Below are 12,212 nucleotides of genomic sequence, written 5' to 3' on the forward strand. Positions count from 1 at the left end.
TAACCAGATTATACCGGAACTTTGGCTAAAAAGCTTGTTTTAAGACAGACCCTAATGCAACTGAAAACAAATAAGAAAGAAGAAGCTAAGATGTCAAAGAGTATTAAAGTTAAAAAGATATGCAATGGTAACAAAGAATCAAAAGATGTATTAAGCCAATATTTAAGAATCAAAGAATTAGAAAATTCATTAAACCTATATTTAAAATCGGAAACTATAAACAGCTACAAAATAAATGTTCAAATTGCATTGCTGAGATTTAAAAACACTGTTGGTTATATCAAATTTGTAGACAGAAAGTATATGAAAAACTTTTTTAATCTCAAATCTATATGGTTATCAAATATTGATACTTTTACAAAAAATAGTGAAGAAGCTGCTGATAACTTAATTGATGATAAATTTGAGGGAAAACTTGAAAAGCTAGCGTTAGACATGCCAGCTTTTATAACTAGTTTTACAGAACTAGATATAAACTCCTTTGACAAAAACGGTTTTGTAAAGGAAGAAATATCATGCTCATTAATAAAATGCGAAGAAAAATCAGACAAGAATCGTGACTTTATTTTTATTCCTTATCAAAATATGATTCACTTATTGAGTGTAATTAAGGAGTGCCAAGCAGGTAAGCGAGAAGGTATCCTAAAAGAAACAACAATATTTGCTCGAAAAGTTTGGTATATCACGGATTATGTAAATAGAATGGACAAACTTGAAAAAGACTATTTTGAAGGTAAAAAGTCTGTGGAGCAAGTTGGCCGAGGCATGCTAGGAACGAAGTCAATGAAGTACTCAATACAAAACGAATTCAGATTGGGCATTGTGTTTCCATACAAAAAATCAAATTATGGTAATGAAGCTGGTACAAACTTAGGTATACAACCTTCTTTTTGCTTTGCGACACAATACTTCAAAAAAGAGGAACTAAGGTCATTGAATATAGAAAAGCTGAATTAATAGTACTAAACCGAAAATAGCCACTAGGGTATACCCTAATGGTCTTTTTTATTTCTGTGCTATACTAGGAATTACAAGTGTTCATTAGAACTGTCCAAAGGGAGAACTGGAAATGGCTAAAATCGGTTATGCGCGTGTGAGTTCCAAGGAGCAACATTTAGATCGACAGTTAGCGGCTTTAAAAGACGTTGATAAATTATTTACGGATAAATTAAGTGGGGCTAACACTAATCGGCCAGAACTGCAAAAAATGCTGGCCTATATTCGTGAGGGTGATATTGTAATGGTCACTGAATTAGATCGCTTAGGCAGAAACAACCATGATTTGACTAAGATCATGAACTCCATTCAAAATAAGGGTGCCACCCTAGATGTGTTGAATTTACCGTCCATGACTGGAATTACTGACCCTAATTTGCGTCAACTTATGACTAACCTCATCATTGAATTGTATAAGTACCAGGCGGAAAGTGAACGTAAGCGGATCATCGAACGTCAGCAACAAGGCATTGCCCTGGCTAAACAACAAGGCAAATATCATGGGCGCAAACCCCAATACACCCAAGACGATCCCCGCTTGCAACATGCTTTTAAGCTTTATCAGGCGGGCATGAGTGATGTAGATGTTGCTCGGAATACCGGGATCAAGCGGACAACTTTTATCAGGTATCGAAAGAAATTCGATGTGCATTGAACCAGTTTACATGAGATAATCAGAATAGATTAGAGGCCCTAAAGCAGGCATAAAATAATAAATACTTAGAAGCTGTCTAAAATCTCTTAAGTAATAGTGCTAAAAACGCTAAAACGACCATTTGCAGACTGGTGGTTAATTGACGCTCACAATTTTTCCAAAGTCGCCGATAATTCTCTAGCCAACTAAAAGATCGTTCGACTACCCAACGTTGGGGCATGACTTCGAATCGATGCAACTCATTGCGCTTCGCAACCTGCACGGTTGCGTTTAAATTACTGGCTACATCGATCTGAAAATTAACGCCTGAATAACCACCATCAACCATCATGGTTCGAACCAATTTAAACTGCTCTAAATTAAGGGTAACGAGTGCAATCGACCCGTCACGATCAGTGATGTTAGCCCGGGTAATATGGATCGCTTGCGGGAATCCATTGATGTCGACGGCTAAGTGCCGTTTAATCCCCGAGATTTTCTTACCAGCGTCGTAACCTTTGTTTTCAGCAGTAGCGGTGTTTTTGACGCTCTGAGCGTCAACGATAATAAAGGAAGTTAAAGCTGAACGTCCTTGGTAAGTTCGCCGAGCAATGACAATTTTTTTAAAACTTGTTCCAATAAAGAATCAGCCGTAGGCTCAGCTTTAGTTGACCAAATTTTGTAATAGTTGTAAACTGACCGCCATTCTGGAAAATCACCGGGGATTTGACGCCATTGGCAACCGGTTTTCAAGACATATAGGACCGCACAGAAGACCTCGTAGAGGTCATATTTTCGAGGCTTAGTTCGCTTACGAAAATTTTCTAAAGCTGGTCGAATTAATTCAAATTGTTGCCGAGTAATATTGCTGGGATAATTTTTCATAGCTTAAACTCGCTTTTTACATAGAAGTAAATCAAAAATCATAGATCTTGGACAGCTTCTTAGGATGCCTGATTTTGACAAATTAAGTCAGGAACAAATTTCAACCTATCAGCGGACAGCTTATCGGGTTGGCTGGTGGATCCTGGCAAGTACGATTGCCTGTGTTATTGTGCTGATTTGTTTGAATCTTTGAATTCGAAAAAATGATATTAAAAAAGTTCCGAAGCAAAATTGCTTCGGAACTTTTTTCGTGTATCTATTGAGGATTAATCTTCGTCGTCTTCCTCATCCAAGCCTTCTCGTGGTGTCTTACCAAGCAAGGCCTGCAGAGTAGCGATGTTGTGGTTGTTATCTTGCAGCAGGCCAACCAAATGTTGTGCCAAGACTGGACGGTCTTCTTTTTCAGCAAGCTTAATTGCCCGGGTGACAAACATGTTCTCAGTGTCATAGTCGTGGACGAAGTCGTTGACCAGCCACTCTACAGATTCATATTTGTTCTGGCCATTTTCTTCCAGCATGGTGTACTCTGTGAATTCCTTTTGGGTACTTGGCGTAATTAAGGCCTCATCGATTAAGACCGTGCCCAAGGCATCCTTTTGGTCGTACGCCTGCTTAAGTAAGTCGCCGAATAGGACTTTCAGCTGTTGGGCCGACATTCCCTTCACATACCATTTTGCCATCTGGAGTTTGTTGGATAAAACTTCCAAATTGGCAACGATGTGGCCGGTCATCGCACCAGCCGTTGGGGTATGGTGGTCGATATCTGCTTGCTTAACTTCTGCTTCAAATAATTTTTCGGGGGTTGCTGTTGTCATATTCTTCACCTATTTCACTTTCATTGATTGAACTTCATAGCCTAAATCAGTTACCGTGTCTGACAATTTGTCTGCGGAAATTTTATCGCCGTCAAAATCAGTTTTGACTTTGGCTGCATTGAACAAGACTTTGACGTTTTCCACACCATCCTGCTTTTCAAGTGCGCCCTTGATCTTTTGCATGCATGACGGGCATGACAGCGCGTCTAATTGTAAAATTGCTTTACTCATATTGATAACCTCCATCTCATTTACTGTTTTAATGATACATCCTATTCGCCAACCGATAATTGATCTGGATCAAGTTTGGCAGCTTTGGGCTGATAATTAATTAATCGCATTGCGTTGAAGATGACAACCAGGATACTGGCTTCATGGACAAACATTCCGCTGGCCATGTAAATAAAGCCGAGAATCAAGCCAATCAGGAGGGCGACAACCGTCGCAATGGCGATGAAAATGTTCTCCTTGGTGTTGATGACCGTTTTTTTGGAAAGTCCATATGCATGGATCAATTCATTGAATCCTGATGACATCAAGACGACATCAGAGGTTTCAACCGCCACGTCGGTTCCACTTCCCATGGCAATCCCGATGTCAGCCGTCACTAATGACGGACTGTCGTTGATGCCGTCGCCGACAAAGGCAACCTTGTGGCCTTCCTGCTGGAATTGTTTAACGTATTCGACTTTTTGTTCCGGCAAAAGTTCTGCGTGGACTTCGTCAATGCCGATTTGTTCTGCAACGGCATTGGCTGTCTGCAGGTTATCACCGGTCAGCATAACCGTCTTCTTGATGCCGAGTGACTTGAGTGTCGCCAGGCTTTGCTTAACGCCTTGACGAATCACATCCGAGATACCAAGAATGGCTTGAATTTGCCCGTCGAAGGCAACGATAACTGTTGAACTGCCTTCGCCTTGGATGTTTTCCAAGTCTTGACGTTGTTCAGACGTCAAATCAACATTTTCATCGTTCATCATTCTCAAATTACCAATTAAAACATTTTTACCGTTGGCAGTTGCCTTAACGCCACGGCCTTTGACTGTGTCAGCATCGGCAACTTGAACGTCCTCAAACGGAATATGATGATCACCTGAGAATTTAACAACTGCTTGTGCCAATGGATGATCCGACTGCTTTTCAACGGCTGTGGCAATTTGCAAGGCCAACTGGTCTCTTGAGTAATCTTTGAACTGAGTAACCGCCGTTTTCCCTTCAGTCAGGGTCCCGGTCTTATCGAATACCAACGTGTCGACATTGGCAAAGGTGTTCATCACTTCACCGCCCTTGATCAAGACACCGTTTTTCGCACCATTACCGATTCCAGCCACGTTTGAAACCGGGGCGCCGATGACCAAGGCCCCAGGGCATCCCAAGACCAAAACGGTAATCGCTAATCGGAAATCTTTGGTAACCAAGCCCACAATCAATGCAATGATCAAAACTGCCGGAGTGTAATAAGTCGCAAATTTGTCAATAAACTTTTCTGCTGGCGACTTGGTGTCTTGAGCATCCTCAACCAGTTCAACAATTTTGCCAAACGTGGTGTCGTCGCCAACCTTGGTTGCCCGAACTTTAAGTGTTCCGTTGTCTAAGATGGTGCCAGAGAATACCTGATTGCCAGTGCCCTTAGTGACTAGTTTTGATTCACCAGTAATACTGGCTTCGTTGATGTGACCGGATCCATCCACAATTTCCCCGTCAACCGGAATCTGACCGCCGGCTTTGACCAAGACGACGTCGTCAACGTCGACAAAGTCAACATCCGTCTCCTCAGTGTTGCCGTCATCATCTACAATCATTGCGGTAGTCGGTGCCATTTCCGTCAAATCTTTAATTGAGTGGCGGGTTTTGGCCAACGTTTTGTCTTCCAAAAACGTCCCAAATAAGAACAAGAAAGTGACGATTGCTGATTCATTGTACTCGCCAATGATGAAAGCGCCAATCACAGCAATGCTGACAAGTAATTCGATGCTGATCGTTTTAAACCGGAGTGCTGAAACCGCCCGAAGAACGATCGGCACAGCTGAGATAATTGAAGCGGCGATAAATGAAACCGTGTAGATCATATCGCTGTCAACAACTTTACCCAAGAGACCTACGCCAATTAATATTGCCGTTATCAATGTAATTTGATTTGTGTGTTGATTAATATATCTTTGAAATTTCATAATCCCCGCTCCATTTCTTAATTGATGTCTTTAGTATATGGTGGTTCGACCGATAAAGAATTGACGTGGATCAAGTTTGAAATTTTTGTTTGGGTAATTAATGGCGAATATTTTGGATGTAAGCTGATTCCTGAGACAGCTTCTTAGCGGTCATTTGAACGCTAAGTACAGAAGTGGCTTTAGTTTATATCAAGTAACAGTTAGCTCACTGACCAGTAATTTGATCATGTTCACCCGGGGTCAATATTTTGGTCATCACCGTAATCAAATACGCTTGTTCGCGCTCAATTTCAGTTCCCGGCAATTCCAGTATTAACCGCGCTAGGTAACCGAATAGCTGCGATAACAAACTTTGCAGTATCAAATCATTCGGCCAATCCACAATCAAATGATCTGCTTTTAGTTGATTGATGACACTTCCCATCTGCTTGACCATCTTAGGCGCAATCTGGCTAAGAATCTGTTCGCGTCGTTCGGTGTCAAAAGCTGCCACTTCAAAAATGACCTTTAACTCTTTCACGTTAGCTTTAGCAAATGCAACTCGGTCCGTAAAAATTGCTGTGACGAATGCCTGTAGACTGGGATAACGCTGCCGTAATTCATCCTCTGAAAAATCACTCGCTAAAATTGGCACAATGTGCGCGGTAATTGGTGCTAAGATGGCATCCCGTAAGGCAGCCTTAGTCTTATACCGCCGATAGACCGTCCCCTCCGCAACGCCGGCCCGTTGTGCAATATCACTAGTACTGGTCTGGTCAAAACCCTTTTCAGCAAACAAATCGAGACTTGCCTGGAGGATGGCCCGTTGCTTAGGTGTAATCGTTTCATTCTGACTTAGATCCTGTTGAAAATAATCCCGTATCCGTGGTCGTTCCATATCCTCACACCTTCCGATAACGTTTCATTCCAACAATATTCAACATTGTTAGTACGACCATAAACCCTACTAATATTAACAAATTGACACCAATATCGCCAAGCCCAGCACCCTTTGTCACAACATCCGTCATCGCATTAGCACCATAGTATAACGGCATGATGTGGGCAATTGCTTGCAACCAACTGGCCATGCCATCGACTGGAACCAACCCAGCAAAAAAGATTTGTGGTACAACAATCAGTGGAATAAACTGCATCATTTGAAATTCTGAGTTAGTAAAGGTGGAAATAAAGATACCCAAGGTCAAAGCCACTAACGCTAATAATAAGTTAGTCAGAAAGACCAGCCAAATACTACCAACTAAGTGAATCTTGAAGACCGTAATTGTAAAAACAACGGTCAGGACAGTCTGAATGATGGCAAAGCCCCCATAACCAATTAGATAGCCCATAATAATTTCACTCCGTCGAATTGGGGTTGCAAGTAGCCGGCTTAGGGTTCCAGTAGTGCGTTCATTCAAAAGTGAAACGCCAGAAATCAAGAACACAAAGAAGAAGATAAAGAAACCGAGAAAGGCTGCCAAAAAGCTTTCAAAGAACGTTGAATCACTACTACCATAAATATAATGAGACTTAGTCGTATAACTGGTTGCTTTAGCTGACTGAGTCGAACTAGACGTCGTGGCTGTGGCTTGCTTGAGTTGCTTTTGTAATTTCTCAGCAGTTGCCTGGTCACCGCGGGCCTGGGCTTGTGCAATGGCAGTCTTCAGCTTGGTCACCGTTGCTTGTGTCTGGGCTGCTGTCAGCTTCTTCAAAGCGGCTTGTTGCGATTCAAGGGCCGCGCGCTGTTTCTTAGTAACGGTCACCAGCGTCTTCATTTTCAACTTGACTAATCCTGATTGTAAACTCGCCTTAATTAAAGACGTGTTGGTTGGATTGCTATTTGAATAAGTAATCGTCAATTGACCATTTTTCTGAGTCAAATAGCCATCTAGATCATGCTGCTTAATCATTTTCCGTGCCTGTGAACTATCATAATGATGAATCGTCACGTTTTTGGTATCGATCACGTTAACCACGGATTGGTCTACATGATGAACACCCAAGCTTGCTACTTGCGTCGTGTTGTTTTGAAATAAGAAATACATCAGCGTCATAATCAGCAATGGTGCCAAAAGCATCAGCGCCAAGGTACGCTTATCACGTAACATTTGCTTAAAAACTCGTCTAACGATTGCCATCGTTCGCATCTTGCATCCGCCCCGCTTTCAAAAAGACCTGTTCGATCGTATCTACTGCATACTGTTGTTTCAGTGCCGCGGGTGTCCCCTCAGCAAGCGCAATCCCGTGCCGAATCAACATGAGATAATCACACCGTTCTGCTTCGTCCATGACATGCGTTGTCACGATCATCGACTTACCGATATCCTTGAGCTTATTTAGTTCGGTCCAAATTTGTTGCCGTAATTCTGGATCAATCCCAACGGTCGGTTCATCTAAAATCAATAATTGGGGATCCTGAATCAGGGCAATTGCCAACGACAAGCGCCGTTTCATCCCACCCGAATAGCCACTGACCCGCTTGTCTAATTGGGTCGTTAAATCAACTAATCCGGCTGCATAATCAATCATCTGTGCTAACTTTATTTTTGGAACGCTCATCAATTGCCCAAAAAAGGTCAGGTTTTCACGGGCCGTTAGTGTCTCATACAAAGCGTCACTTTGGGCCATATACCCTACTTGTGCCATTACCGCCCTATTGGGCATCACCGTATCCATGACTTTAACAGTGCCACTATCCACAGCTTCCATCCCTAAAATACTCTTGATCAAGGTGGTCTTCCCAGCTCCTGATGGCCCAATCAAGCCATAAATCATTCCAGCCGGCAGTGTCAAATCAATCTGATTGAGCACTTGCTGATGACCAAAGTGCTTGCTGACCTGCTTGGCGATGACATAATCCGTTACCATTTTAATAACCCTCTTTCTCAAAGCGAGTTTATACTCACTCACTTAATGGCCTTAGTATAATCAGTACATCTCGGTTTGTCAACATTAAAATGAGTTATCACTCACTTATTTTGCTTCCGGCCTATTTGTCACCGCATTGCAAACAAAAATGCGCCACCCCGTTGTTGGGATGTCGCATTTTAATTAAATAGCAGCACTGATATAAGCGTTAGCAATGTTTAAGCCTACCGATTTTTTAATATTATTTTATTCATCAATTTCCGGCGCCGACCCAAGCTCTGCCTGAATCATCCAGATTTTCTTCTCAATTGCGGTTTTGAGACCAATGAAAATATCTTGGGTACTGAAGTCTTTTTCAACATCGGATACTTCAATGCCGTGTTGGTAAAGGTCTTCCAAGTAACGATAGCCATCAACTAAGTGTGCGAGGCGTTCTGGGGTTGTTTTGTCCCATTCACCAGGCCAGTCTTGAATCTTAGTGTTTTCGGCCATTTCTTTTAAGGTCGAGTAAGGACTGCCATCAAGCGCAATCAGCCGTTCAGAAATGACATCGAGTTGGCTGTCAATTTCTTCCATGAACTCATCCATCAAGGGGTGCAACTTCAAAAAGTTGGGTCCACGCATGTACCAATGCGTCTGATGGATAATCATTGACATCTGGCTCAAATCGGCAACGAGTTGATTTAATACTGCTTTGGTTTTCGTATATTTCATTAGATTGATCTCCTTTCGATATGGTCATTATAACATAGTGGTAGCTTAGGCTCTGGTGCAAAGTTTGCCTGGCAACTTCATTCTAGTATACTGAGTGACAAGAAACGAGGGATTGTGCGCATGAATTACTTTAAAGGACGCCACTTTCAACAGGATATCATTATAGTAGCCGTTGGCTACTATTTTAGGTTCAGTCTCAGCTACCGTGATATCGTTGAATTGCTACGTGATCGCGGGGTTAGTGTGCATCACACCACGTTCATGCGTTGGGTTCATCATTATGGTCCCATCTTTAAGGCTTTATGGCGCCAACATCAAACCTCCCATACCAAAAGTTGGAGGATAGACGAGACTTACATTAACGTCAAAGGTCATTGGACTTATCTGTATCGTGCAATTGATAGCAACGGTCTGACGCTCGACTTCGAACTGCGAAAGCATCGTGATTATGTGGCAGCCTATCACTTTTTGAAACGGCTTTTGACGACCAATGGTCGTCCTGATCGCTTAGTCACCGATCAATATCGAGCAACACTTAAGGCAGTGAAGCACCTGATGAAACAAGACTACTTGAGCAAATCAGCACACCAATGTTCCAAGTATCGAAACAATTTAATCGAACAAGATCATCGATTCATTAAACGACACCGGGTGCGGTCAGCAAGTTTCCAAAGCATCCGAACCGCTAGTGCAACACTCAGCGGCATTGAAGTCATCCATGCATTACGCAAGAAAACCCGACGAGAGCTAAGCCTCATCGGGTTTTCAGCCGTGGACGAATTAAAAGCGATGGTGCCAGCATAACCTACAACACCCTATCAACAACTAGGTAAAAGGCACACTCTCAGACTATTTGCACCAGAGCCGTTCAAGCCTTATCAGCCGGGAATGAGTGCTGTTGATATTGCCGAAGTACATGATTAAACCGGCCAAAATCGTTACGTTAATTATTTAATAAATTGTTTATTTGTTTGCTTGATAATGATATAATTAAGCTAGATGAAGGAGGCATCAAGATGAAGATTATTACTTTTACTGCTATCAAGGGTGGTGTTGGTAAAACAACCTTGACTTTAAATTATGGTGATTGGTTAGCCAAACATGGTAAGAAGGTTCTATTAATCGATTTAGACCATCAGTGCAATTTAACAACCGTTTTTGAAAAGACACGACGAAACAATACCATCGCTGAAGCGTTTAAAGAAAATGACACTGCTCAAAAAGTAAAAATTGACAGTGTCGGACCGAATCTAGATTTAATAGCCGGTTTTATAGACCTAGATGTTTTAGGAAGTTATCTAGAAAATAACAGTAACAAAGAAATGATGTTGTTCATGTGGTTTAAAAACAACTCCGATTCATTAAGCTTGACCGACTATGACTATATCTTAATTGATACGCACCCAGATTTTAGCACCATCACTAAAAACGCTATTGCTATCAGTAATTACCTGCTTAGTCCCATTACACCCAGTGAACATGGCTACAATGCCAAGTTTGACCTAGAAACACGACTCGAAAAATTCAGAAAATCACTTTTTGATTATCGAACTGGCGAAACTTACGTTGACGCAAAGCTTTTCTTTATCGGTAATATGATTAGACATAATACAAGCATGTCTCGCGATTTGCTAAAACACATAGAAGGCGATGAAACAGTCGCAACTATAATTCCTGAAAGAGAGCTCTTTAATAAAGCTACTGCAAGGCACGCTTCAATATTTGAATTGGCCAATCATGATGAATCCATTTTAAAACAAAACCAAAAGTTCATAGAACACGCCGATCATCTTTTTCAAGAATTAGCAAATAAAACCAAGTAAGGAGAGTTAGATTATGAGTTTAGATTCATTCAACCATAAAAAAGACGAAGAAATGAGAGAAAGTTACGAAACTACATTGAAAGACAACAAGAAAGATGCAGTTGCATTTTTGAAAAATATCAGCCGAAAGGAAGTAGAGCGTAAGCGATCAGTGACCTTCTCAATTACTGAAAGTCAACTTAAAAAAATGGATACGGCTGCCCGAAAAAACGGATTTAAAAACCGTTCAGAATTCTTAGCTTCAATCATAGATGCTATTTAATAATTAAATAAATAATTAATCAAACAATTTATTTAATTATCTCACAATTAGATAAAAGCTTGTAAAGTGTACTGGACCAAATAAAGTTGCCGGTTAGAAAGCACTATGCTAAACTAACACTAATTTAACAACCGAATAAAGAGATCAAGCTAAACCAAAAAGTCCCCAATTCACGAGGAATCAGGGACCTTCGGTTTAGCAAGTAGCTATCAGCCAGCTACTTAAATTCAGTCGATTTTAACTTGGCGGTGAAAATCGACTGAACATTGTTCTTAATTTGTAGGTTAATTATACCGCAAGCCAGTCCGAAAGGACAAGTTAAGGATAGTTAAAAACAAATTAAAGCCAATGGACTAAGTAGCTAACTGGAGCTATTTAGTCCATTTTTGTTGTTAGAAATTAAAAAAGTTGCCGACTGGGCAACTCACAGACAGACACATGCTGGTAAATTACAAAGCCTCAAGGCTAAATGAACGCTTTGTAATTCAGTTAGAGCATATCAGATTTGTATTTTAAAGCAAATCAAATGTTTTAGCAACTCTCTTTTGAGACAGTGTGTGTCAGTCAAGAAAGGGAGTTTTTATTATGACAAAATCAACAGATTTCAATTACTATGAAGCCGATAACGTATATGGAGCCTTATTTTTCCAGTTCCCTAAGGTATTAATGTATGGCGAGCAATACAGGCATTTAAGCAGTGACGCTAAATTGGCTTATATGGTACTGAAAGATCGGCTCGAGTATTCTTTGCGCAACAGCTGGGTTGATGAGGAAAATCACGTCTACTTTATTTTTACCAATCAAGAACTCGAAAATTTATTTAATTGCCATAATCAAAAAGTCGTCAAAATTAAAAAAGAACTCGAGTCCGCTCATTTGCTGATGCAAAAACGACTGGGCTTTAACCCAAAAACAAAAAAGAATGAACCGAATCGCTTATATCTGTCCAAGCTCGATGTGAAAGCAACCGATGTCTATTTACGCGGTGAAGATAGCCCAAAAGTGTCTCAAACCCTTGCTACAAGCGGAAATGTGAAAATCACACTTCCGCATAAGTCCGTT

Annotated in this window: 14 protein-coding genes; 6 read left to right on the forward strand and 8 right to left on the reverse strand. The window is 41.1% G+C overall.

Translation table 11 applies throughout. From position 1 onward, the window contains the following. The first annotated feature begins 90 nt into the window (after window positions 1-90). Window positions 91-957: a hypothetical protein gene (locus FD32_RS02340; protein ID WP_235803740.1), complete on the forward strand. Its 867-nt coding sequence runs from the start codon at window positions 91-93 to the stop codon at window positions 955-957. A 112-nt stretch (window positions 958-1,069) separates the two neighbouring features. Beyond that, window positions 1,070-1,651: a recombinase family protein gene (locus FD32_RS02345; RefSeq protein WP_047767861.1), complete on the forward strand. Its 582-nt coding sequence runs from the start codon at window positions 1,070-1,072 to the stop codon at window positions 1,649-1,651. Window positions 1,652-1,727: 76 nt separating this feature from the next. Here the strand turns inward: FD32_RS02345 and FD32_RS09735 are convergent. The 8 genes from FD32_RS09735 to FD32_RS02385 form a co-directional block, all read right to left on the reverse strand. Continuing rightward, window positions 1,728-2,515, reverse strand: a protein-coding gene (locus FD32_RS09735) for an IS5 family transposase (protein WP_100223739.1) whose coding sequence is annotated in 2 segments (ribosomal slippage) — window positions 1,728-2,257 and window positions 2,257-2,515 — 789 coding nt in all. Because the reading frame shifts where the segments join, the coding sequence is not laid out codon by codon here. A gap of 266 nt (window positions 2,516-2,781) precedes the next feature. Continuing rightward, window positions 2,782-3,330 (reverse strand): ferritin-like domain-containing protein, encoded by a 549-nt coding sequence (locus FD32_RS02355; protein ID WP_003582473.1) that lies wholly within the window; start codon window positions 3,328-3,330, stop codon window positions 2,782-2,784. A 9-nt stretch (window positions 3,331-3,339) separates the two neighbouring features. Further along, window positions 3,340-3,561: a heavy-metal-associated domain-containing protein gene (locus FD32_RS02360; RefSeq protein WP_003582479.1), complete on the reverse strand. Its 222-nt coding sequence runs from the start codon at window positions 3,559-3,561 to the stop codon at window positions 3,340-3,342. A gap of 41 nt (window positions 3,562-3,602) precedes the next feature. After that, complete coding sequence (locus FD32_RS02365) at window positions 3,603-5,501, reverse strand: heavy metal translocating P-type ATPase (RefSeq protein WP_032785225.1); 1,899 nt, start codon at window positions 5,499-5,501, stop codon at window positions 3,603-3,605. Window positions 5,502-5,706: 205 nt separating this feature from the next. After that, entirely contained in the window at window positions 5,707-6,378 is a 672-nt protein-coding gene (locus tag FD32_RS02370; RefSeq protein ID WP_005688111.1) for a TetR/AcrR family transcriptional regulator, read from the reverse strand. A 4-nt stretch (window positions 6,379-6,382) separates the two neighbouring features. Beyond that, window positions 6,383-7,630 carry an ABC transporter permease gene (locus FD32_RS02375; protein WP_047767854.1) on the reverse strand — a complete coding sequence of 416 codons (1,248 nt, stop codon included), beginning with the start codon at window positions 7,628-7,630 and terminating at the stop codon, window positions 6,383-6,385. After that, a complete protein-coding gene (locus tag FD32_RS02380; RefSeq protein WP_047767853.1) occupies window positions 7,608-8,351 on the reverse strand; it encodes an ABC transporter ATP-binding protein in 744 nt (247 codons plus the stop codon). The genes FD32_RS02375 and FD32_RS02380 overlap by 23 nt, the downstream gene beginning before the upstream one ends. A 246-nt stretch (window positions 8,352-8,597) precedes the next feature. Beyond that, the gene (locus tag FD32_RS02385) at window positions 8,598-9,065 is read right to left on the reverse strand and encodes a Dps family protein (RefSeq protein ID WP_003587210.1); all 468 of its coding nucleotides are present in this window, start codon (window positions 9,063-9,065) and stop codon (window positions 8,598-8,600) included. A gap of 120 nt (window positions 9,066-9,185) precedes the next feature. Here FD32_RS02385 and FD32_RS02390 point away from each other — a divergent pair, with 120 nt between their 5' ends. The 4 genes from FD32_RS02390 to FD32_RS02405 all read left to right on the forward strand — a co-directional run. Then, window positions 9,186-9,869, forward strand: coding sequence for an IS6 family transposase (locus FD32_RS02390; RefSeq protein WP_047767852.1), 684 nt, complete (start codon window positions 9,186-9,188; stop codon window positions 9,867-9,869). Between the two features lie 212 nt (window positions 9,870-10,081). Further along, entirely contained in the window at window positions 10,082-10,888 is an 807-nt protein-coding gene (locus FD32_RS02395; protein ID WP_002825830.1) for a ParA family protein, read from the forward strand. A 13-nt stretch (window positions 10,889-10,901) separates the two neighbouring features. Next, window positions 10,902-11,150 carry a ribbon-helix-helix domain-containing protein gene (locus FD32_RS02400; protein WP_002825834.1) on the forward strand — a complete coding sequence of 83 codons (249 nt, stop codon included), beginning with the start codon at window positions 10,902-10,904 and terminating at the stop codon, window positions 11,148-11,150. 585 nt (window positions 11,151-11,735) lie between these two features. Continuing rightward, on the forward strand, window positions 11,736-12,212 hold a 477-nt coding region (locus FD32_RS02405), incomplete at its 3' end, for a replication initiator protein A (RefSeq protein WP_162261558.1).

Source organism: Limosilactobacillus panis DSM 6035, assembly GCF_001435935.1.
Taxonomy (GTDB): Bacteria; Bacillota; Bacilli; order Lactobacillales; family Lactobacillaceae; genus Limosilactobacillus; species Limosilactobacillus panis.